Origin of the sequence: Pandoraea anapnoica, assembly GCF_902459765.1 — a bacterium.
Lineage (GTDB): Bacteria > Pseudomonadota > Gammaproteobacteria > Burkholderiales > Burkholderiaceae > Pandoraea > Pandoraea anapnoica.
The window spans coordinates 16,443-39,371 of record NZ_CABPSP010000024.1 but is presented as its reverse complement, the minus strand read 5'-3'; the positions used below and the strand labels follow the sequence as shown (position 1 = coordinate 39,371).

Here is a 22,929-nt window from a genome sequence, read left to right as displayed (position 1 = left end):
CATGATGGCCCTCCAAAATGAAAACACCCTACCGCGTTACCCGCGTGTAGGGTGGGGGTGACCATCTCATTAACCCCGCCGGGTCTTGCGATCCGGCGGGGTTTTTTTTATGCGTAGCCGTCAGCCACGTGGCGACGACAGGCGAGGGTGCCTCAGAACGCGAAGCGACCTTCCGAAGCGATCTTGGCGATCGGCTCGCGCGGGCTCGGCACTTCACGGGCGCGCAGGCCTTCGGGCAGTGCGTTCACGTCGCCGCCCGGACGGCCGATGGCGATGGCCGCTTCGATCTTGTACTTCGGCGACAGATCGAGTTCGTTGCGGATCTTGTCGTGTTCGATACCGGCCAGACCGTGCGTCGCCCAGCCCGAGAGCGAGGCTTGCAGCGCCAGGTAGCCCCACGCCGCGCCGGCGTCGAAGCTGTGGGTCGGGGCCGGGACTTCCTTGTCGCTGCCCGGAGGCGTGAGCGTCGACTTCGAGATCACGAGGACGATGGCGGCGGCGTTCTTGGCCCACGTCTGGTTGAACTCGTTGAGGAAGCCGACGAACTGGTCCCAATGCGGCGTGCCACGACGAGCGAAGACGAAGCGCCAGGGTTGCGCGTTGTAGGCCGACGGTGCCCAGCGGGCGGCTTCGAAGAACGACAGCAGGGTGGCTTCGGGAATCGTTTCGTCCTTGAACGCGCGCGGCGACCAGCGGGCCACGAACTGCGGGTCGATAGGATGATCGGCTTGGCGGGTGGTGATATCGGTCATGCGAATAGTCTCGTCGGCAAAAGTGCAATCAGTGCGCTCAGATACGTCTGATCGGGCCGCTAGGATACCCCGTGCGACCACCGATCCCAACGAATATCGCTGCACGTGCATATGACTTGCGGTTATCTCGGCGGGCACGCCTTTGTCCTCGCAGTGGCTTAATCGTCTGTACTACCGCCGTCCCGCGATATCATCGCCCTCCATGAACACCTTAAAGAACATGCGGATCTTCGTGCGCGTGGCCGACGTTGCGAGCTTTGCAGGCGCGGCGCGCGCGCTCGACATGACCACGCCTCAAGTGTCCAAGGCCATCTCCGAACTCGAAGCGCACCTGCGCACGCGGCTGCTGCATCGCACGACACGCAAGCTTGCCCTGACTGACGCAGGCAAGCGCTACCTTGAGCGTTGCCGCGACATCATCGCGCTGGTCGACGTCTCGGAGGCCGAAGCCGGGGCAGCGAGCGCCGCGCCCAGCGGCACGCTGCGTCTGCATGCGCCGGCCAGCTTCGGGCAGGTGTTCGTGGTGCCCGCGCTGGCGCGCTTCCTTGAGCAGTACCCGGAGGTCGAGGCCGACTTGCTGCTGTCGTCGCGCGTGCCCGATCTGCTGGAGGAGAACATCGACGTGTCGCTACGACTCGCCACGGCGCAGTTGCCCGACTCAGGGCTGGTGTCGGCACGGATTTGCCGGATGGCGTCGGTGCTGTGCGCCGCGCCCCAGTATCTCGCCGAGCATGGCGCACCGCGCTCGCTGGACGAACTGGCGCAGCACACGCAGGTCCGCCTCAATGCGCCGCATTACTCCGTCGATCACTGGCTTTTCGAAGGCCCGGACGGCGGCGTGAAGTTGCCAGTGCCCTCGGGGCGGCTACGCGTGAACACGGCCGACTCGCTGGCGGCGGCGCTCATCAGCGGCTGCGGCGTGGGGCCGGTGCCGTTGCTCTCGGCGCTCTCGGCGCTGCGCAGCGGTTCGCTGGTGCGAGTGCTGCCCGAGTACGAGTTGCAGGGGACGAACGTCTACGCGGTCTACGCGTCGCGGCTGTACCTCGACGCGAAGGTCAAGACATGGATCGAGTTTCTTCGGACATTTGTGGAGCAGGCGCTGTCTGCCCCAGACGCCGCAGCGATAGCGCAGCCACTGCGATCAGCAGGCCGATGATTAGCGACAGCCAGAGGATGGCCGCGTCGCCCCAGTGTGCGCGGGCGACCGAGTAGCCCCAGGGGGCGACAGCCGAGACCGCGAAGGCGGGGGTGAGCAACGTGCCGAGTGCCCGCGCGAAGGCTTCGTGCGAGAACAGTTCGAGCGGGAGGCTGGCGCGTAGCAGCGTTGCCAGTCCGTTCAGCGCGCCGTAGAAGAAGATGAAGACCCCGGCGGCGATGACGGACGACATCCCCGCCAATCCCAGCGCGAAGCACAGCGGCAGTCCGCAGCCGACCACGACGTTGAGATTCACCGCGCTCGACTGACGCGGCTGAAGCCACTCCAGCGTTCGCGCACACACCTGACCCAAGCCCCAGAGTGCGGCGAGCCCGACCGGCAGCCCTCGCACGCTCAACAGCGACGTAAGGTGTGCCGCCAACCCAGACGACAGGATCGACACCAGCGCCATGATCGCGCCGTAGAGCAGGGCGGGCCGCCACGGCAGCGGGGCGCGTGTCTTGCTGCTCCCGTCGGTGGCCGGTGCGCGCGGGGGCGTTGGCGGCAGGCTGCGCAGCAAGGCCCACGCCAGCAGGCCGAACGCGCCATACACGAGCACCCCCGGTCGCCATCCCCACGTGCCCCCAAGCCAGTTGCCCACCGGCCAGAAGACGGTCGTGGCGAGGCCACCGATCAGTGTGATCTGTGTCATCGGCCGACGGGCGCTTGGGCCGTAGAGGGCGGCAAGTGTGGCGAAAGCGGCGTCGTACAACGACAGACGCATGCCCACGCCGAGCAAACACCACGCCGCGTAGAACTGCACGAGCGTGGTGCTCATAGCCAGCGTGGCACATCCCGCGGCGCAAATCAGGGTGCCGAGGCACATCACGCGGCGTCCCCCCATGCGTTCGAGCCAGCGGCCCGAGAGCGGCGACACGGCGGCCATCACCAGCATGGCGAGTGACGGACCGGCGAAGACCCACGTCTGCGCCCAGCCGGTGTCGCGCGCGATGCGCCATGCAAAGGCACCGGGCAGATAGAAACTCACGCCCCAGTTGATGAGTTGTGCGAGGCCGAGCCGGAGAACGAGGGGCATGACGATATGGGGGAAAGGCCGGGTTCAGGCGTCATCGCGAAACGTCGACGAGGCTTTGGAGCGCTCGGACGCCCCTGGGTACTTCACGCTCTGCATGGTGCGCTCGCGCCATCTCTTGGTAAAGTCTTGGCATCTTATCCAGTTCATAAGGAAAACTTTGAGATGCGACGCCTGAATCTGGATCAACTGCATACCTTCGCCGAAGTCGTCGACGCCGGGAGTTTCTCGGCGGCGGCAGTGCGTCTCGACCTGTCTCAACCGGCCGTCAGCCTTCAGGTGCGTCAACTGGAGCACCGCCTGAACGTGCGCCTCATCGACCGGGTGGGCAAGCGGCTCAAGCCGACATCGGCTGGGCTGACGCTGCTCGAACACGCGCGCCGCATCGATGCCGCTGTCGAAGAAGCGATGCAGGCCGTGTCGAGCCACGCGCGTGGCGTCGCTGGTGAAGTGGCCATCGGTACGGGGGCGACGGCCTGCATTCACCTGCTGCCGCCCATGCTGCGCGCGATGCGCAAACGTTATCCGCAACTGGACATCCGGGTGAGCACGGGCAACACCGACGACGTCGTCGCGGCCGTCACGGAAAACCGGCTCGATATCGGCCTCGTGACGTTGCCCGCTGCGGGGCGAAGCCTGCACGTCACGCCGGTATTGCGCGACGAGTTCGTCGCCATCGCGCCGGCGAACGACAACACGTGGGGCGACGAAGTCACGCCGCACACGCTGGCCGCCGCCCCCATGGTCGCGTTCGAATCCGGCAGCAGCACCCGCCTGCTTATCGACGAATGGTTTCTACAAGCCGGGTTACGCGTGCGTCCGGTCATGGCGCTGGGTAGCATTGAAGCCATCAAGGAGATGGTGGCGGCAGGACTCGGTTACAGCATCGTGCCGAAAATGTCGGTGAATGCCGTTCATCATCGACGCGGATTGCGTATATCGGCACTCACACCGGAATTAACGAGAACGTTGGCGATTGTCGTGAGGCAGGATAAACCGCTCACGCCGGGATTGCGAAAAGTCTTGTCGGCATTGGAGGGGCTGGGCAGCGTGTTGTGAAATTCAATGAGAAAATGATTCGCACTCCACGTGAAAAGGAGTCGTTGTTTTATTGGGCAAAATTACTCCCCGCAAAACACAAGGCTCGGACTACAATGCGCGAATAACGGCATCCAAACCGGCAATTATTGAGAACGTGTAACTCGCAATGCATCACAACCTTTATCGATATGAGGGGCTGCTGGGAGCCCGCTCGGTCGAGGCGCTGGACGCCGAGTTTCAGAAGCTGACGCAAACGCTGGAATACGACGCGCTGTTTTACGCTCCGTTGTTGCCGCGTCGCGAGCGAGAAGCCGCCGCATTCCAGATGGAAGATAAGATCATCTCTGCGCAAGGCATGCCGAGCCGCCACATCTTCACGACATTTCCGCCTGCCTGGATCGAGCGCTATCAGAGCGCGGGATATGCCGAAGTCGATCCGGTGCTGGTGGCCGCGAATCTGTCGCCGCTGCCGATTCTCTGGCGCACGTTTCTCATGCAAAAGCGGCCGCATCCGATCTTTGCCGACGCGAGAGCGCATGGTCTGGGCAGCGGCGTATCGATCCCTATCTATGGTGCTGCGGGCGAGCGGGCGATCTTCAGCGCGGCGACCGCGAAGTCGCCGGAAGAATCGGCTGAACTCGAAGCGCGCATGGTCGGTGAGATCTATCTGACGGCGTTGTATTTCCATCAGGCGATTCAGCAACTCGATATGCAGTGGGTGGCCAGCCGCTGCACCGGCAAGCTCAGCCCGCGCGAGATCGAAAGTCTGCTGTGGGCCGCGCGTGGGAAGACGGCTTGGGAAATCGGATTGATCCTGAAGATCTCCGAGCACACCGTCACGTTTCACATCAATAATGCCAAGCGCAAACTTGGCGCGGTCAACCGGCATCAGGCGATTGCTGCCGCGATCAGCACCGGTCTGATTTCCCCCTGAAGTTATCTCCGCAGTTACTCCCGCAGTTGCGTCTTTTCAAACGAGATTAGTGAGCGCCTTTTCCGGGGGGCTCACGAAACCGCGTTGCTTTGCGATTTCCGTTCGCAAACGGTCGGATTTTTCATCCTTTCTGCCGCCCGACTTTCATTGAGTGAGAATCGCGCGATTTTCGAGAGATCTGCGTGATTTCACATTTGTCGCCTTTGCCCATTGCGCGACATATTCCCGCCATTTTCGAGACATTCCCCCCTGAAATTCAGCCGATTTCACACCTTTTCCGAAACGGTGTGTTGTCGCTTTGAGGCTAGTTCAATTCCTAGGGAAAACTATAATTTACTCATGGCGAAAACTGATTGGTTAGCGGTTTTCGTCACTTTGAACGTCATACGAACGATAAAAGGAGTTTTCCATGAAAAAGAACCTGCTGAGCGCCATTGCGCTGGTCAGCCTGACCGTAGCCGCTGGCTCGGCTTTCGCTGCCGATCAATCGACCGGTGTGACCCGTGAGCATGTGCGTGCCGAACTGCAAGCTGCACGTGAACTCGGTTTGTCGCCGGTGACGGAATTCAACTTCCCGTACACCTTCGAGCAATCGGTCCAGTTGCAAAAGCGCACTGCCGAAATCGAAGCGGCACAACACAGCGCTGCCCCGCAAGCCCCGGCAGTCAACTGAAGTTTTGATGTGTGGAAGGGGGACAGTCAGTCCCGAGATGCACTGAAGCTCTGAAGCCGTACCCGATTCGCCGACGGCCCGCCTGATTCGTTCGATCGCATCGACGACGCTAACGAGTCCCGCCCGCGCCGCGCGAATCTTCCTGACGACGCCCTAGCGCGTCACTTGCCACAGCCCCGCCAGAGGACCTCGGTCCCGACGGGGCTTGTGTGTTTCTGGAGGTCCGGCAGCGTATCGTGAAATACGCGCCAGCGACCTCGTTTCAATGCGTGGATGTTTCGGACGAATGAGCGTCGGCCATGGCGGCCTTGTCGCGAGCGACGCTCGATTGCCATCCGCCGCCCAGCGCCAGAAACAGATTGACCTGATCCATGGCGACCTGCGTTTCTGAGGCGGCGAGTGCTGCTTCGGCGCTCGCGTGCGTGCGCTCGGCGTCGAGGCTCGTGAGGTACGGCGCGCGGCCCGCCTGATAGAGCTTGTGGTTCTGTTGCGCGGCGGCACGGGATTTGTCGCGTGCGTCGCGCAGCGCATCGTCGCGTTGCAATTCGTGGGTGTACGCCGAGAGCGACGTCCGCGTTTCCTGAATCGCCTTGAGCACTACACCATCAAAATGCGCGAGGGCGGCGTTCGCGCCAGCTTCCATGCCCTTGATGTGCGAACGCACGCCGTTGGTCGGCAGCGACCACGAGATCATCGGACCGACGGTCCATTGTTCGGTGCGTCCCTGACCGAAGTGTTCCAGCACGCCGTTCGCGCCAATCGATGCGCCGAAGCGAATCGTCGGATAAAGGTCCGCCGTCGCCACGCCGATCTTCGCCGTGGCCGATGCCAGTTCGCGCTCTGCCTGACGCACGTCCGGGCGGCGCTTGAGCAGCGCCGTGCCGTCGCCGACGGGCAGCGCCTGCGTGAGCTGCGGAATCCGACGGCATTGCGTGAGACTCGCGTCGAGCGTGCCCGGCACCTTGCCGAGCATTACGGCCAGCCGGTAGTTGGCGGCCTCGTTCTGCGCCAGATAATGCGGCAGCCCGGCACGCAACGTGTCGGCTTGCGCCTGTGCGCGCAGCAGATCGGTCGGCTGATCGCGCCCGGCGTCCACCAGCTTGCGGGTGATCGCGACGCTGCGTTCCTGCAACTTCAGTTGCTCGTTGGCAATGTCGTACTCGTGATTGGCCGCGCAGCTCTGCACGTACGCGCGCACGGTCTCCGCCGCCACGCTCACGCGCGCGACATCGAGCGCTGCCTGACTCGCTTCGGCGGCGGCGAGCGCGGCTTCGTCCGCACGGGCAAGCTTGCCGAAGAAGTCGATCTGATACGAGATGCCGAGTGTGGCGACAGCAATGTTCACCACCGGCAGCTTTTCTTCCTTGAGCAGACTTTCGCCCGAAATCTGTGCGCGGGCCGCTTCGGCCTGCACACCGCCTTGCGGGAGATTTTCGGACTCCACTTCGTGATACAGCGCGACAGCGCGTTGCACGTTGGCCAGCGCAACGCGGACGTTCGTATTGGCGGCGAGCGCTTCTTTCACGAGCGCGTCGAGCTTCGGATCGTCGTACAACTGCCACCAGTCGTCCGGCACCGCTTCGATGGAGACTGCGCCTGGCTTCGAGACATTCGCGATCGCGCCGTTTGCCTCGGACGAGCGCATGACCGAATTCTCGGGAAGGTGATAGTCCGGACCGACCGTCGTACAGCCTGAGGCAAGCGCAGCGGCGACGGCCACGGCGCTCAGAAGAAGGAGGCGGGGCCGAGTGGTCTTCAAGGCCGCTCTCGTCGTTCTTGTCGCGCTCACTTGCGCACTCCTGCCGATGCGTCGCTTCGCGTGGCGGCGGCCATCGCCGTCGGTGCTGCGCCATCGGGCTGCGCCGCGTGCTTCGGCGGGTCTGCTTTGTCCTGACCTTCGACGACCGTCACCGTGGCGGTGCGACCGGCGACGAGACGCATGTCGGCGGGTACGTCGTCGAGCGCGATGCGCACCGGAATGCGCTGCGCGAGACGGACCCAATTGAATGTGGGGTTGATGTTCGGCAGCATCGACGCGCCGCTGGTGCGGTCGCGATCCTCGATGCCGGCGACGATGCTCTGCACATGCCCATGCAGCACGTGATGCTCGCCCATCAGGCGAATTTCCACCTTGTCGCCGATATGGATGCCGCGCATCTTGGTTTCTTCGAAATAGCCTTCGACATGCAGCGAGCCCGCATCGACCATCGAGAGGACCGGACGGCCCGTCGTCACGTAGTCACCCACGCGCGGCAGACGGTCGTTCAGATAGCCGTCGGCGGGCGCAAGCACGCGGGTGCGTTCCAGATTGAGCTTCGCAAGACGCACCGCAGCGTCGGCCTGAGCCACGGCCGCTTCACCGGATTCGACCTTGGCCTGACCGGCTTCGACGACTTCCTTGGCCACCACTTCCGTCAACTGATGATTGCGTGCGTTCTCGCGACGGGCCTGCGCAAGCGTGGCGCGCTGTGCGGCGGCGGTCGCTTCGGCTTGCTGCAACGCGAGCGTGTAGCGATCGCGGTCGATCACGAACAGCAGATCGCCGCGGTGCACCGGCTGGTTGTCCTTGACCTCGACGTCGGTAATCAGGCCGGAGACGTCGGGGGCGACCTGCACGATGTCGGCGCGAATACGGCCATCGCGCGTCCACGGGGCGACGGTGTAGTAGTCCCAGAGATGCAGCAGCACGTAGACCGCCACGCAGGAGACCGCGAGCGTCAGAACGACGGGGCCGAGAGAGCGAAGTTTCAGTTTCATGGTTGGCAGGCGTGCGCAACGGCGACGATGCCGCCCAGCGCGATGATGTACACAGCGAGGTTGAATAAGGAGCGGTGCCAGACGAGTTTGTAAAAGCCGATGCGCGCGAGCACGAAGCGCAGCGCGCCTGTCAGCACGAACGCCACGACCATCAGGGCCAGCAGCGTCGGCACGAATACACCGTAGATGTCGATCTCGCCGCTCATTGGGCACTCCGGGTCGAAGCGGGGGTAGGGGACGCAGGCGGGAAGAGTGCGACGTGGATGTCCATGAGCGAGGCGCGCGCACTGCGCGAGGCTTGATCGCTATGGGCCACCAGCGAGCGCACGGCGCCCAGCAGTTTGTCTCGCAGCGTGGTGTCGGGCTGGCTCACCTGTGCATCGAGTCGAGACTGGTAGAAGCGCGCCACGTCGCAGAGCGCGGCCTCGACGGCATTGCGCTGCGATGGATTCAGATTCGGCAACTCGCGTTGCAGGGCGAGCGCGGAGAGTTCGACGCGCACTTCGGTAAAACCGTCGCTCGACGTTTCGCTTTCGCTCGCCGCCAGACGCGGCACCAACTGGCCGAGTCGGTCGAGCAAACGTGCACGCAGCCGGTTGTGTTCGCTCACCGAGCGGCCCATCGCGTTCTTTGCGATGTCGCGCCAGCTCGAATGAATCAGCCGACGCATGGCGACGCGCGTGCCGAACGGACGCGTCTGCAAGGTCCACAACAGTGCGAACAGCACCCCGGCCAGACCGGCGATATTGTTGTTCAGGAAGCTCTGGAAGTCGGCGTTGTATCCGCCCTGAATCCCCACGAAGGTCGCCGTGTTCACCGCTACGAGCATTGCCACCATTGTGAAGCGCGGCTGCGGGATCAGTGTCCCGAGCAACACGAACGGCACGGCAAAGAGCGCAACGAGCAGACCGAAGTCATGGGCGTTTGTCAGGATGAAGAACACATACACGGCGGCGAACACCACGCACACGGCCGTCGCCCAGAAGAACGAGCGGATGAACGGTGCGGGCTCGTCCATCGCCGCGAAGAAGCAGCAGGCCACCGCGCCGAGCGAGACGCCGGCCGCACCGTCGTTCCAGCCCGTGTAGATCCACGCCATGCCCATCAGGAACGTGCAGAGTGCCGCCGAGATCGTCGAGAACAGCAGCAGGCCGTGATCGTAGTGACGCGCGCCACCCAGTTCCCAGTGGGGGAAGGCGGGCGTCCATTCGGGGGCGTCTTCATGCAGGCCGAAGCGGCGTTGCAGCGAAGCGCAGTCCTGCCACAACTGCACGAGCGAGCGCAGACGGTCTTCCGTCGCGGACACGAGCGCGCCGTACCAGTCCGACGCTTCACCGGCCGATTGTGGCGGCTTGAGCAGATGCGCAGGCGCGGGCGACGGTGCGCCCCGGCGCAGCCACGCCACGATTTCCGCCATCTTGGCTTCGAGCGCTTCGGGGGAACCGTTCGGATGCAAACGTAACGTCTGCACCAGCGACGCCACGGTCGAGAGCACCGGCATCATCATCGTCATGCGCCCGCGCAGTTCCTGCGCGTCACGCACGCGCTCCGATGTATCGGCGTCATACGACAGTTGGCTGATCAACTGATCGAGCGCCAGAATGTCGGCCGCCATGCGGTGACGGCTCATGTGGCGCGTGGCCTTGCCTTCGGGGTCGGCCGAGAGCATATCGGTGGTCCAGCGCGCGGCGTCGGTGAGCCAGCGAGTCGAGCGGTCGTGCAGCACCTTCGCCACGCTCGTGGGCAGAATCACCGCGCCCACGACGCTGGCACAGACGATGCCGAGAATGATCTCTTCCGAACGTGCGATGGCAATGTCGAAAATGCCCGACGGAGTGTTCACGGCGGGCAGGGCGATGAGCGGCAGCGTGTACGACGCCAGCAAGAACACGTAACTGCGAGGCGAGCGATGGAGTAAGGAGATGTAAAGCAGCGTGCCGGTCCAGAGACCGACGGCGGCCATCAGCAATTCGGGCGTGTTGACGAGCGCGGGCACGAACGCAATGGACGCCGCTGCGCCCAGCAGCGTGCCGAGCACGCGGTACAACGCCTTGGAGCGGGTTGCGCCTGTAAGCGGGTGCGAGACGATGTAGACGGTGGCCATCGCCCAGTAGGGACGCGGCAGCCCGAGCGCGAGCGCGATGTAAAGCGCCAGCATCGAGGCGACAAACGCCTTGATCGAGAAAATCCAGTCGCGGGAGGAAGGCCAGGTGAGCACGATCGACGTCTTTGACTACTTCTTGGGGAGTTCCATCGCGAGGATGGAGCCGTCCGGATCCGCCGCGCGGTTGAGCGTCTCGAACACCCGCAGCACGGCATCGAAATCTTCCCGGGGGATGTTCGCGAACACCTTGGCACGCAACTGGCTGAGTTCGACTTCGAGCTTTTCGGCGAGCGTTTCACCCGCTTCGGTGAGTCGCAGCGCATTGGCGCGACGGTCGCTGGCATCCACTTCGCGCACGACCAGACCGGCCGCGCACAACTGATCGAGCAGACGCACGAGCGACGCGCCTTCGAGCCCGACGTATTCGGCCAGCTCGACCTGACGCACACCCTGGCCAAGGCGGCGGATGAACAACAAGGGGCCTGCGCTCGCCGCGGAAATGCCGTATTCGACGATCGCGCCCTGCGATAACTGCCGCCATTGCTTGCCCGCCAGCAGCAGATGGCTGGTGAAGGCAAAGCGGAGCGATTCTAGGGAGGTCATGGCGAAAGATTATATGTTAACTAATAATTAGGATGCTAGCTAATAGGCTGTTGCGAAATCCGTGGGAATCGTGGGAAGCCTTGTCGGGGTGTTCATCGCCAAACGTCGCCAAGGCCGATGTGGCGTGCCTTTCCGGGATTCCGGCGGGTAAGATAGCGGCATCCGGCGCGCGGGCTTCGCGCCCTCTGCCAAGTGTTACGACATATTTCAAGGGACGCCCAATGACATCCAAGGGACTGGATAGCGAATCGTTCGAGCTGTTGCTCGCTGCGGTCCAACGCTTTATCCGCGAGCGGCTCGTGCCCGCCGAGAACGACGTCGAGGAGCACGACGAAGTGCCCGCCGCCCTCGTCGACGAGATGAAGGAGATGGGACTGTTCGGGCTGTCGATTCCCGAGGAGTTCGGCGGGATCGGTCTGTCGATGGTGCAGGAAGTGCGTGTGGCCTATGAATTCGGGCAGACGTCGCTGGCTTTCCGGTCGGTGTTCGGTACGAACGTCGGCATCGGCTCGCAGGGCATTCTGATGGATGGCACCGACGCGCAGAAGCGCGATTTGTTGCCGCGCGTGGCGAGCGGCGAACTGATCATGTCGTTCGCGCTGACGGAGCCGGATGTGGGATCGGACGCGGCCGCGCTCAAGACCCGTGCTGTGCGCGATGGCGACGTCTATGTGCTCGACGGCGTGAAGCGTTTCATCACCAACGCGCCGCGCGCCGGGGCATTCACGCTGATGGCGCGTACCGGCGGCGACGGTGCCGGTGGCATTTCGGCGTTCATCGTCCCGGCCGATACGCCCGGCCTGTCGCTGGGCAAGCCGGACAAGAAGATGGGCCAGCGCGGCACGAAGACCTGCGACGTCGTGCTGCAAGGCGCGCGAGTCCCGGCGTCGAACATCATTGGCGGCGAGGCGGGCAAGGGCTTCAAGACGGCCATGAAAGTGCTCGACCGGGGGCGTCTGCACGTGGCGGCGCTCGCCTGCGGCATGGCGCAACGCATTCTCGACGAGTCCGTGGCCTATGCGCGCGAACGCAAGCAGTTCGGTGAGCGCATCGGCGACTTCCAGTTAGTGCAGGCGATGCTCGCCGACAGTCAGGCCGAACTCTATGCCGGGTGGTCGATGGTGCAGGACTGCGCAGTGCGATACGACGCCAAGCCCGTAGGCAAGCGCGACGCCGACGTCAGCACGCGGGCGTCGTGCGCCAAGCTGTTCTGCACGGAGATGGTCGGACGCGTGGCCGATCGCGGCGTGCAGGTCCACGGCGGGGCGGGCTACATCAACGAATACAAGGTCGAGCGCTTCTATCGCGACGTGCGTCTGCTGCGTCTGTATGAAGGCACCACACAGATTCAGCAACTCATCATTGGCCGCGCGTTGATGCAAGAGGATTGAGTGAGCCGACGCGCGCTGCCCTTTCTGGTGGCGTCGACGTTCTTCATGGAGAACCTCGACGCCACCATCATCACCACGTCGTTGCCCGCCATGGCGACGGACTTCGGCGTCGCGCCGTCGCAACTGTCCATCGGGTTGTCGGCTTATCTGGTCGCACTCGCAGCGTTCATCCCGGCGAGCGGCTGGCTGGCGGACCGGCTCGGGCCGCGTCGCGTATTCCCCGCTGCCATCGCGCTTTTCACGCTGGCGTCCGTGCTCTGCGCGATGAGCACGAGCCTCGGCATGTTCACCGCCTGCCGGGTGCTTCAGGGGCTGGCCGGAGCGATGATGGTGCCGGTCGGGCGACTCGTCGTGCTGCGCAATACGCCCAAGCCGGAACTGGTGCGCGCCATCGCAACGATCACGTGGCCGGGCCTTGCTGCGCCCGTACTCGGTCCCGCGCTCGGCGGTTTCATCTCGTCTACGTGGAGCTGGCATTGGATCTTTCTGATCAACGTGCCGCTGGGCCTCGCGGCGTTCGCGGGCGCATTGTGGCTGGTCGGCCCCTCGCCGGGCGAGCGCAAGCCGTTCGATCTGCCGGGCTTTGTGATGAGCGGCGTCGGCGCGAGCCTGCTGATGTTCGGCGTCGAGTTGGCGAGCCGCACGCCCGCCGACTGGCCGATGGTGATCGGTTGCCTCGCGATCGGATTGCTCTCGATGGGCTGGTCGATCCGGCACTTCCTGCACACGCCTCACCCGCTCATCAATCTGGCGGCCATGCGCGTGCAGACGTTCGCCGTGACGGTGTGGGGCGGTTCGCTTTTTCGCATGACGATCGGCAGCGCACCGTTTCTGCTGCCGCTGATGTTCCAACTGGCGTTCGGTCTGAGCGCGGTGACGTCCGGCCTGCTGATGCTCGCACTCTTCGCGGGCAATCTGGGCATCAAGCCCGCAACGACGCCGATTCTTAAGCGCTTCGGCTTCCGTCGTGTGCTGCTGGGCAACGGTGTGCTCGTCGTGATCGGCTTTCTGACGTGCGCGGCACTGTCGTCGACGACGCCGTTCTGGATCGTCGCGCTCGTGCTCCTGTTCGGCGGCATCTGCCGGTCGATGCAGTTCACCACGCTTGCCACGATGGCATTCGCAGACGTGCCACCCGATGACATGAGCGGGGCAGCGACACTGTCCTCTGCGCTCCAGCAGATGATGACGGGCATGGGCATCGCGCTCGGTGCGCTCATCCTCAAGTTCACGGAAGTGGCGGGGGTGGCGCCGTTCAGCACCGCGAGTTTCCGCTGGACGTTCGTCGTCATGGCGGTGATTGCGTTACTCGCAATGATCGACGGCATGCGCCTGCCGCACGACGCTGGCGCGCAAGTCAGCGGACACAAATCGTCAGGTGCTAAACCGAACGAAGCCCATTGACGCACCGCATGCAGGCATCAAGTTGGTGCGCGCGGGGCGATGGCTTCGCGTTATGCACTGGTGCGGTGCAGCAGATTTGACGGTTTTCAACGTCACTTTCGGACGTTTCCCATAGACAACTTCTGATTCTCTCATTGCGCGGCAACGCCCTGCGGGCGATATCTCATGTGCTGGCACGCTTGTTGCGTTAGCGTTAAGGCCAGCGGCAAAGGCGTCGCCGGCAAAGAATTCAGGTGCGACGTCGGGCGGGATAGCCTGCGACGTACCCACAGGACAACGGCGTCCCTCTGTGCTTCGGCACGGATGGACGCCGTTTTGTTTTTCGGGCGCTGCAGGCGCAACAGGAGAAGACAGCATGCGCAAACCTCGTCTCGTCGTCATCGGCAACGGCATGGCCGGCATCCGCACGCTCGAAGAGCTGCTTGAGATTGCACCGAACCAATACGACATCACCGTGTTCGGCGCCGAGCCTCATCCGAACTACAACCGTATCCTGCTCTCGCCGGTGCTCGCGGGGGAACAGGCGTTCCAGGACATCGTGCTCAATCCGCTCGACTGGTATGCGCAGAAGGGCATCACGCTGCATCTGGGAAAGGAAGTCACGCAGATCGACCGTCGGCGCCGCGTGGTGCGCTGTGCCGACGGCACTGAAGCGCCGTACGACCGTCTGCTCATCGCGACCGGTTCCAGCCCGTTCATTCTGCCGGTGCCGGGCAAGGATCTCGATGGCGTGATCAGCTATCGCGACATCCGCGACACCGAAATCATGATCGCGACGGCCAAGGTGAAGCGCCACGCTGTGGTGATCGGCGGTGGACTGCTCGGGCTCGAAGCGGCCAACGGCCTGAAACTGCGCGGCATGGACGTCACGGTCGTGCATCTGGCCGACACGCTGCTGGAGCGTCAGCTCGACAGCACGGCGGGCAAGCTGCTGCAACAGTCGCTCGAAGCGCGCGGCCTTGTGTTCCGCTTGTCGCATCAGACGTCGGAGATTCTCGGCGACGACAACCGCTGCGTGCGCGCCGTGAAATTCAGCAACGGCGAAGAAATCGCGGCAGATCTCGTCGTGATGGCCGCAGGCATCCGTCCGAATACCACGCTGGCCGAAGCGGCCGGTTTGCACTGCGCACGCGGCATTGTGGTGTCGGACACGCTGCAAACCTACGATCCGCGCATCTACGCCGTGGGCGAGTGCGTGAGCCATCGCGGCGTGGCGTACGGTCTCGTCGCGCCGTTGTTCGAGCAGGCCAAGGTCTGCGCGAATCACCTGGCGTTGATGGGCATAGGCAGCTATCGCGGCTCGGTGCTCTCCACCAAGCTCAAGGTCACGGGCATCGATCTGTTCTCGGCAGGCGACTTTCTGGGCGGCGAAGGCACGGAGGAAATCGTGCTGTCGGACCCGGCGAGCGGCGTCTACAAGAAGCTCGTGATTCGCGACGACAAGCTCGTCGGTGCCTGTCTGTATGGCGACACGGCCGACGGCGCGTGGTACTTCAAGCTGCTGCGCGAAGGGCGCACGCTGGGCGAGTTGCGCGAGCGCATCATGTTCGGCGAGTCGAGCGTGGGCGACGTCGGCACGCAAGGGCAGAACCGCGCGTCGGCCATGGCGGATACCGACGAGGTCTGCGGCTGCAACGGCGTTTGCAAGGGCACCATCGTCAAGGCCATCACCGAGAAGGGCCTCTTCACGCTTGACGAAGTGAAGAAGCACACCAAGGCCGCCAGCTCCTGCGGCTCGTGCGCGGGGCTGTGTGAACAGATTCTGATGAGCACGCTCGGCTCGACCTACGACGCCGCGCCGAAAGAAAAGGCCGTGTGCGGCTGCACTGACCTTTCGCACGCGGATGTGCGTCGCGCAGTGCGTGAGCATCGCCTGACGACGCATCGCGCCGCCTTCGACTTCCTCGAATGGCGCACCCCCAACGGCTGCGCAACGTGCCGTCCGGCGCTGAACTACTACATGCTCAGCACGTGGCCGAAGGAAGCGGTGGACGATCCGCAAAGCCGCTTCGTCAACGAACGTGTGCACGCCAACATCCAGAAGGACAACACGTTCTCCGTCGTCCCGCAGATGAAGGGCGGTGTGACGAATGCGAGCGAACTGCGCCGCATTGCCGACGTGGCCGACAAGTATCAGATTCCGATGGTCAAGGTCACGGGTGGTCAGCGCATCGACTTGCTTGGCGTGAAAAAGGACGATCTGGTGAATGTCTGGCGCGATCTGGGCATGCCGTCGGGCCACGCTTACGGAAAGTCGATCCGCACCGTGAAGACATGTGTGGGGAGCGAGTTCTGCCGCTTCGGCACGCAGAACAGTACGCAGATGGGCATCGATCTGGAGACGATGCTCGCGAACATGTGGTCGCCGCACAAGGTGAAGCTGGCCGTGTCGGGCTGCCCGCGCAACTGCGCCGAAGCGGGGATCAAGGACGTGGGCGTGATTGCCGTCGACTCGGGCTGGGAGCTGTATGTGGGCGGCAACGGCGGCATCAAGACCGAAGTGGCGCAGTTCCTCGTGAAGGTGAAGACGGCTGAGGAGGTCAAGGAGTACACCGGCGCGTTCCTTCAGTTGTATCGCGAGCAAGCGTACTACCTCGACCGCACGGTGCATTACCTCGATCGTGTGGGCCTCGATTACGTGAAGCAGCGCGTGGTGGCGGACGCCGCCAATCGCCGGGCACTGTACGAGCGTCTGTTGTTCTCGCTCGACGGACTGCCCGACCCGTGGCAGGCGCGTATCAACGGAGCGCAAGCCAACGAGTACCGGCCGCTCACGACGACGGCGCAGAGCACAGCGCCTGCCGAAGTCACGACCGAAACCACGACTGCCTGAGGAAATCCCATGACGACGCCATCCCAACCGATCTGGCTGCATGTCTGCGACCTAAATGCGATCCCGCGTCTGGGCACGCGTGTGCTCACACATGCAAGCGGCAACATTGCACTGTTTCGCACCGAGAGCGACAACGTTTTCGCGCTGCGCGACAAGTGCCCTCACAAGGGCGGCGCGTTGTCGCAGGGGATCGTGCACGGCGAGAAGGTGACGTGTCCACTGCACGCCTGGAACATCGATCTGACGACGGGCGAGGCCTGCGCACCGGACGTCGGTTGCGCGCAGCGCTTCCCGGTGCGGATCGACGCGGGCGAGGTGTATCTGTCGATTGACGAGACGGTGGGCACCACTGCGATCGAGACGGTCGCGGCCTGACGGTCGCCGCCCTTGTTCTCCGTATCGCGAAATCACCCGCGACACCTACCCACAAGCGCCGGAGTCCTCATGACAACCCTCACGCAAACCACCTGCTGCTACTGCGGCGTCGGTTGCGGCATGCTCGTCGAGAGCGACGGCGAGCGCATCGTCGGCGTGAAGGGCGATCCGAATCATCCGGCGAACTACGGGCGGCTATGCAGCAAGGGCATGACGCTGCCGCTGACCGCGCAATCGCTCGCCGGGCGTGTGCTGATGCCCGAGATGCGTGCTGCGCGCGATGCCGAGCGTGTCCCTGCGACGTGGGATGCCGCGCTGGAAACGGTGGCGTCGCGCTTTGCCGACGTCATCCGCCGTCACGGACCGGACTCCGTGGCGTTCTACGTCTCGGGACAGTTGCTGACCGAGGACTACTACGTCTTCAACAAGCTCGCGAAAGGGCTGGTGCGCACTAATAACATCGACACGAACTCGCGACTTTGTATGTCGAGCGCCGTAAGCGCGTACAAAATGGCGCTCGGTGCCGACGGCCCGCCCACGTGCTACGACGATCTCGAAGCCGCCCGTACGGTGATCTTCGCGGGCAGCAACATGGCGTATGCGCATCCGGTGCTGTTCCGGCGTCTGGAGGCGGCGAAGGCGCTTGACCCGTCGATTCGCTGGATCGTAGTCGATCCGCGCCGCACCGATACGGCGGCGATGGCGGACTTGCACCTGGCGATCGTGCCGGGCACGGACGTCGCGTTGTTTCACGGCATGCTGCACCACCTCATCTGGGAAGGGCGCATCGACCGTCGCTATATCGACGCGCATACGGAAGGGTTCGATGCCCTCAAGCAAGTGTTGCGCGCCTATCCGCCGCAGCTCGTCGCGGATATCTGCGGCATTGAAGAGTCGGCGTTGCGTCAGGCGGCGGAATGGTTCGGGGAAAGCCCGGCAGCCCTCTCGCTCTATTGCATGGGGCTCAATCAGTCGAGCCACGGCACGGAGAAGAACCTCGCGCTCATTCATCTGCATCTGGCAACGGGGCAGATCGGACGCGCCGGTGCCGGGCCGTTCTCGCTGACCGGTCAGCCCAACGCCATGGGCGGACGCGAAGTCGGCGGACTGGCCACCATGCTCGCCGCGCATCGCGATATCGGCAACGTGGCCCATCGTGCCGAAGTCGAGCAGCTCTGGGGCGTGAAGGGACTCTCCGACACGCCGGGTCTGCCCGCTGTGGAGATGTTCGACGCCGTGCGCGATGAGCGGATCAAGGCGATCTGGATTGCCTGCACGAACCCCGTGCACTCGATGCCGGACAGCGCACGCGTGCGCGAAGCGCTGGCAACGGCTGAGTTCGTCGTCGTGCAGGAAGCTTTTCATCAGACGGATACGGTGCCCTATGCGGATGTGCTGCTCCCCGCCGCGAGTTGGGGGGAGAAGGCCGGTACCGTCACGAATTCCGAGCGACGGATTTCCCGCGTGCGTGCGGCGATCCCCGCACCCGGCGATGCACGTGCCGACTGGTGGATTGCTAGTGAGGTGGCGCGGCGTCTCGCGCCGAAGCTCGACGCGTCGCCCGAGCCGTTCGCGTTTTCGTCCATCGAGACGATCTTCGAAGAGCACCGCGCGCTCACGCTCGGCCGCGATCTCGATATCGGCGGCATCGACTACGCCTTACTGGAGCGCGACGGTCCGCAGCAGTGGCCGTATCCGGCGGGTGCTGCGCACGGTGCAGCACGTCGCTATGAGGACGGCGTGTTCGCGACCGGCGATGGCCGTGCACGCTTTCATGCGTTCGAGTATCGCCCGGTGGCCGAGTCGATCAACGCGCGACATCCGCTGCGTCTGATCACCGGACGGTTGCGCGATCAGTGGCATGGTATGAGCCGCACGGGACGCGTGGGGCAGTTGTTCGAACACGCGCCTGAACCGGCGCTCACGATGCATCCGGCGGATGCTGCGCGTCGCAGCCTGCGAGCGGGCGACTTCGTGCGCCTGTCGAGCCGTCGCGGCGAACGCGTGCTGACGCTGATGGTGAGCGACGACGTGGCGTCGGGCACGGTGTTCGTCCCGATGCACTGGAGCGGTCAGTTTCTCGGTGGCGGCGGCGTGAACGATACGACGATCGGTGCCGTCGACAAATACTCGAAGCAACCGGAATTGAAGCATGCAGCGGTGCGTGTCGAGCCGTTGACGCTGCCGTGGCGCGTGGCGGCGGTGCGTCGTGGCGATGCGCTGCAATTGCATGCGGCCGTGCAGCCGTTGCTCGCGGAGCGACGGTTTGCGACGGTACGTCTGGAGGGCGACGACCGGCTGGTGGTGACGGCTGCCGATGCCGAGCCCGATGCCGATTGGCTGGAGCGTCTGCATACGGCGTTGGCCTTGCCGCGAGACGAATCGCTGCTGGAATATCGCGACGCGCGCCGTGCAATGACCAAGCGCGTGGCGTGGCGCGACACGCTCATCGACGGTGTGCTGGTCGCGGGCAGCGAGGTGGATGTCACGGGATCGACAACGTTGTTGGCTCGCGTGAGAGAGGCGTCACCGTGGATGCGCGCACGTCACGCAGTCTTCGTGGCCGATAGCGGGCCGGCGGTGCCGCGAGATCGCACCGTCTGTCAGTGCAAGTCGGTGACGGCGTCGAGCATCGACGCGGCGATTGCCGCCGGTGCCGACGTCGCGCAACTGAAGACGAAGCTTGGCTGCGGGACGGTTTGCGGTTCGTGCGTGCCGGAGTTGCAGCGCATGTGTGCGGCGTCAGCGGTGACGACGAATGCAGCTTAAGTGTCGTGAGCGACGAGCCCCCATGCACGACATCGAGGATGTAGAGGAATCAAGGGAGAACGATCATGAAGAACGGCAAAGTCACTCTGCTCAGCGCCGGGCCTGGCGCCCTCGATCTGCTGACGTTGCGCGCGGCGCGCGTGCTCGGCGAGGCCGACGTGTTGCTCGTGGACGATCTGGCCAATCCGGAGATCGCCACGCTCGCACCGCAGGCGCGTGTGATTGCCGTGGGCAAGCGCGGCGGATGCCGCTCGACGCCGCAGGCGTTCATCGAACGGATGATGTGCCGTTTCGCGAAGCGCGGCGCGCATGTGGTGCGGGTCAAGGGCGGCGACGCGCTGATGTTCGGCCGCGCTGGCGAGGAGATGACGGCGTTGCGGCGTGCGGGCGTGCCGGTCGAGATCGTCAACGGCATCTCGTCGGCGTTCGCGGCGGCGGCCGGTCTCGGCATGTCGCTCACGCACCGCGATCACTGCGCGGGCGTGACCTTCGTCACCGCGCATCGGCAGGACGGCAGTGCACCGAACTGGGCGGCGCTCGCCGCGACGGGCACCACGCTGGCGATATACATGGGACTGCATCGGGTCGAGGCACTGAGCGCGACGTTGCTGGCGCATCTCGATGCGGACACACCGGCGGGCGCGGTGCAGTGGGCGGGCACACCGCAGGAGCGCCGCATGGTGACGACGCTGGGGCGACTGGCGGCCGACGTGCGCGCGCAAGGCTTCGCCAGTCCGGCCATTCTGCTCGTCGGCGGAGCCGTGGGTGAGGCTTCGGTAGCGATGGGCGGGATGGGCGTGATCGCTGAGGAAGTTGTCGCTCGTGCCGCCTGACGTTCCCGTCACCAAGAGCGAGCACGGCATGCTGCGTGTGCTGCTCGTGACCGACACCGACAAGCCGATTGGCGACTTGCGGGCGGCGCTCGCGCGTCTGGGGTGCGAGATGCTGGCCGAGGTCGCCAAGCCGCAGGCGTTGCCCCGCGTGGTGGAGAGCGAGCGGCCGGACGTGGTCATCATCGACACCGAGTCGCCGTCGCGCGACACGCTGGAGCAACTGGCGGTCATGAACGCGGCCGCGCCGCGTCCGGTGCTGATGTTCTCCGCCGATGGCAATCAGTCGCTCATCCGCGCGGCGGTCGACGCCGGAGTGACGGCGTATTCCGTCGAAGGGCTGGCGGTGGACCGTCTCGCACCGATTCTCGAAGTCGCGCTCGCGCGCTTCGCCCATGAGGAGAAGTTGCGCGCGCGACTGGCCAAGGCGGAAAGCGAACTGGCCGACCGCAAGCTGATCGACCGCGCCAAGCGGCTGCTCATGGACCGGCGACGGATTTCCGAGCAGGAGGCCTACGCCATCCTGCGCAAACGGGCGATGGATCAGGGCGAGAAGCTCGTCGAAGTGGCGCGCCAGCTCGTCTCGATTGCCGAATTACTGGGATAGACACTGCACATGTCGACGTCATCATGGTTGGCCCTCGATGGGCCATCGCCGGACCGGCAGGATCGAATTTCGGACGATGTGCCGGAGAAGCGTCATTTGCGCGTGGGGTTCGTCGCGCTGTCGGATGCCGCGCCGCTGGTCGTCGCGAAGCGTCTGGAACTGGGGCACGAGCATGGGCTCACGCTGGAACTGAGCCGGGAAGCGTCGTGGGCGGCGATCCGCGACAAGCTGCTCACCGGTGAGCTGGACGCAGCACATTCGCTTTACGGGCTGGTCTACGGCGTGCAACTGGGCATTGGCGGACCGCGCGAGGACATGGCCGTGCTGATGGTGCTCAACCGCAACGGGCAGGCGGTAACGGTGACGCCGTCGCTGGCCGATGCGCTGGCTGAGACGGGCGATCTGCGCGAGGCATTGGCGTCGCTCGGTCGCAAGCCGGTGTTTGCTCAGACGTTCCCGACGGGCACGCACGCGATGTTCATGAATTACTGGTTCGCCGCGCAAGGGATCGATCCGCTACGCGACATTGCCAGCATTGTGATTCCGCCCGCGCACATGGTGGCGGCGATGGAGGAGGGCGGGTTGGACGGCTTCTGTTGCGGCGAGCCGTGGCATGCGGTGGCGCAGGCGCGCGGGTTGGGGCGGACAGTCGCGGTGTCTAGCGATATCTGGCCGAATCATCCGGAAAAGGTGCTCGCCTGCCGACGGGACTTCGTCACCCGTTATCCGAAGACGGCACAAGCGCTGGTGCGCACGCTGCTGAGCGCGTGCCGGTGGCTGGACATGCCGGGGCATCGGGCGGAAGCGGCGGGCTGGCTGGCCGAACCGGCGTGGGTGGGCGCACCGCGCGATCTGATCGCGGCACGCTTGCTTGGGGATTTCGGACGCTTATTCGGGCGACACGCGTTGTTGCCGGTGAGCTTCTTTGATGGTGGTGTGGTGAATTACCCGCATCTATCGGACGGGATGTGGTTCGTCTCGCAGTACCGTCGTTGGGGGATGGTGGGGGACGATGCGGTCGTTCACGCTGCGCAAACGGCGGCGGAAGTGAATCAGACCGACCTGTTCGCGGCGGCGGCGCGCGCCGAGGCGGTGCCGGTGGTGTCCGAGGCTACTGGTGAAGTGCTGTGCGATGGTCGCCGGTGGGATGCGGCGAGTGCCGCCGATCTGACGGCTTACATCGACGGATTTGCCATTCGGTCGCGGTGATCGGCCGTCTTACTGTGCGAAGACGTCGCAATCGACGCCACCACGCGCGAGGCAGGCGCGCACGGCACGTTCGCGGTGACGGTGATGCATGTTCAGGTGATAGACGAGCGCGAGCAGGACGACTTGTCGCGACACGTTGGCGAAAACGGGGCCGAGGCCGGCTGCGCGGGCCAGTTCACGGCGCAGGACGGGATGCAGACAAGCGAGGGCGAGGATCGCGAAAGATCCGGGCACTGCGAGAAACGCCGCTAAAGCAATCTTCTTTTTCATGGCCGTCGTGTGTGGTGAGGGCGTTGTGAGGACGCACCTGCTGGAGACGGTTGGGTTCTTAACGGAAACCGGCGCACCGATGTGCGCCGGTTTTCCCATTTTGGCGGGCGTCTCCTCCCGTCTCACTGCATCACAGCATGTGTGACAGT

At 64.5% G+C, this 22,929-nt stretch carries 20 protein-coding genes; 12 read left to right on the top strand and 8 right to left on the bottom strand.

All coding sequences use genetic code 11. The annotated features are described in order from the left end of the window. Positions 1–152: 152 nt before the first annotated feature. Positions 153–752: a nitroreductase family protein gene (locus PAN31117_RS26530; protein ID WP_150664260.1), complete on the bottom strand. Its 600-nt coding sequence runs from the start codon at positions 750–752 to the stop codon at positions 153–155. Positions 753–954: 202 nt separating this feature from the next. Here PAN31117_RS26530 and PAN31117_RS26525 point away from each other — a divergent pair, with 202 nt between their 5' ends. Next, on the top strand, positions 955–1,908 hold the full coding sequence (locus PAN31117_RS26525; RefSeq protein ID WP_150740824.1) for a LysR family transcriptional regulator: 954 nt from the start codon (positions 955–957) through the stop codon (positions 1,906–1,908). On the opposite strand, the gene PAN31117_RS26520 is transcribed toward PAN31117_RS26525, so the two are convergent. Beyond that, positions 1,808–2,983 (bottom strand): MFS transporter, encoded by a 1,176-nt coding sequence (locus tag PAN31117_RS26520; RefSeq protein ID WP_150740823.1) that lies wholly within the window; start codon positions 2,981–2,983, stop codon positions 1,808–1,810. The two genes, PAN31117_RS26525 and PAN31117_RS26520, sit on opposite strands and share 101 nt — an antisense overlap. A 162-nt stretch (positions 2,984–3,145) precedes the next feature. On the opposite strand from PAN31117_RS26520, the gene PAN31117_RS26515 reads away from it, so the two are divergent. From PAN31117_RS26515 to PAN31117_RS26505, 3 genes are all read left to right on the top strand, one after another. After that, a complete protein-coding gene (locus PAN31117_RS26515; protein ID WP_150740822.1) occupies positions 3,146–4,039 on the top strand; it encodes a LysR family transcriptional regulator in 894 nt (297 codons plus the stop codon). A gap of 148 nt (positions 4,040–4,187) precedes the next feature. After that, a complete protein-coding gene (locus tag PAN31117_RS26510) occupies positions 4,188–4,955 on the top strand; it encodes an autoinducer binding domain-containing protein (protein ID WP_150740821.1) in 768 nt (255 codons plus the stop codon). A 409-nt stretch (positions 4,956–5,364) separates the two neighbouring features. Beyond that, complete coding sequence (locus PAN31117_RS26505; RefSeq protein ID WP_039400593.1) at positions 5,365–5,628, top strand: DUF4148 domain-containing protein; 264 nt, start codon at positions 5,365–5,367, stop codon at positions 5,626–5,628. A gap of 262 nt (positions 5,629–5,890) precedes the next feature. On the opposite strand, the gene PAN31117_RS26500 is transcribed toward PAN31117_RS26505, so the two are convergent. From PAN31117_RS26500 to PAN31117_RS26480, 5 genes are read right to left on the bottom strand one after another with little or no spacing between them, the layout of a single operon-like run. After that, positions 5,891–7,387: an efflux transporter outer membrane subunit gene (locus tag PAN31117_RS26500; protein ID WP_370855793.1), complete on the bottom strand. Its 1,497-nt coding sequence runs from the start codon at positions 7,385–7,387 to the stop codon at positions 5,891–5,893. Between the two features lie 26 nt (positions 7,388–7,413). Further along, on the bottom strand, positions 7,414–8,385 hold the full coding sequence (locus PAN31117_RS26495; RefSeq protein ID WP_150740820.1) for an efflux RND transporter periplasmic adaptor subunit: 972 nt from the start codon (positions 8,383–8,385) through the stop codon (positions 7,414–7,416). After that, positions 8,382–8,591, bottom strand: a complete 210-nt coding sequence (locus tag PAN31117_RS26490; protein WP_150740819.1) for a DUF1656 domain-containing protein — start codon at positions 8,589–8,591, stop codon at positions 8,382–8,384. Before PAN31117_RS26490 ends, PAN31117_RS26495 begins: the two co-directional genes overlap by 4 nt. Continuing rightward, entirely contained in the window at positions 8,588–10,603 is a 2,016-nt protein-coding gene (locus tag PAN31117_RS26485) for an FUSC family protein (RefSeq protein WP_150740818.1), read from the bottom strand. The genes PAN31117_RS26490 and PAN31117_RS26485 overlap by 4 nt, the downstream gene beginning before the upstream one ends. Positions 10,604–10,618: 15 nt before the next feature. After that, positions 10,619–11,092, bottom strand: a complete 474-nt coding sequence (locus tag PAN31117_RS26480) for a MarR family winged helix-turn-helix transcriptional regulator (RefSeq protein ID WP_150740817.1) — start codon at positions 11,090–11,092, stop codon at positions 10,619–10,621. Between the two features lie 221 nt (positions 11,093–11,313). On the opposite strand from PAN31117_RS26480, the gene PAN31117_RS26475 reads away from it, so the two are divergent. From PAN31117_RS26475 to PAN31117_RS26440, 8 genes are all read left to right on the top strand, one after another. Further along, on the top strand, positions 11,314–12,483 hold the full coding sequence (locus PAN31117_RS26475) for an acyl-CoA dehydrogenase family protein (RefSeq protein WP_150740816.1): 1,170 nt from the start codon (positions 11,314–11,316) through the stop codon (positions 12,481–12,483). Continuing rightward, positions 12,484–13,887, top strand: coding sequence for an MFS transporter (locus tag PAN31117_RS26470; protein WP_246189266.1), 1,404 nt, complete (start codon positions 12,484–12,486; stop codon positions 13,885–13,887). A 355-nt stretch (positions 13,888–14,242) separates the two neighbouring features. Further along, positions 14,243–16,720, top strand: a complete 2,478-nt coding sequence (gene nirB, locus PAN31117_RS26465; protein ID WP_150740815.1) for a nitrite reductase large subunit NirB — start codon at positions 14,243–14,245, stop codon at positions 16,718–16,720. A 9-nt stretch (positions 16,721–16,729) separates the two neighbouring features. Then, on the top strand, positions 16,730–17,095 hold the full coding sequence (gene nirD, locus PAN31117_RS26460; protein ID WP_150740814.1) for a nitrite reductase small subunit NirD: 366 nt from the start codon (positions 16,730–16,732) through the stop codon (positions 17,093–17,095). A gap of 69 nt (positions 17,096–17,164) precedes the next feature. Beyond that, on the top strand, positions 17,165–19,864 hold the full coding sequence (locus tag PAN31117_RS26455) for a nitrate reductase (protein ID WP_150740813.1): 2,700 nt from the start codon (positions 17,165–17,167) through the stop codon (positions 19,862–19,864). 65 nt (positions 19,865–19,929) lie between these two features. Then, entirely contained in the window at positions 19,930–20,697 is a 768-nt protein-coding gene (gene cobA / locus PAN31117_RS26450; protein WP_150740812.1) for a uroporphyrinogen-III C-methyltransferase, read from the top strand. A gap of 28 nt (positions 20,698–20,725) precedes the next feature. Further along, complete coding sequence (locus PAN31117_RS26445; RefSeq protein ID WP_150740826.1) at positions 20,726–21,301, top strand: ANTAR domain-containing response regulator; 576 nt, start codon at positions 20,726–20,728, stop codon at positions 21,299–21,301. Between the two features lie 9 nt (positions 21,302–21,310). Continuing rightward, a complete protein-coding gene (locus PAN31117_RS26440) occupies positions 21,311–22,510 on the top strand; it encodes a CmpA/NrtA family ABC transporter substrate-binding protein (RefSeq protein WP_150740811.1) in 1,200 nt (399 codons plus the stop codon). Positions 22,511–22,519: 9 nt separating this feature from the next. On the opposite strand, the gene PAN31117_RS26435 is transcribed toward PAN31117_RS26440, so the two are convergent. Beyond that, positions 22,520–22,780: a hypothetical protein gene (locus PAN31117_RS26435; protein ID WP_150576399.1), complete on the bottom strand. Its 261-nt coding sequence runs from the start codon at positions 22,778–22,780 to the stop codon at positions 22,520–22,522. Between the last annotated feature and the right edge of the window lie 149 nt (positions 22,781–22,929).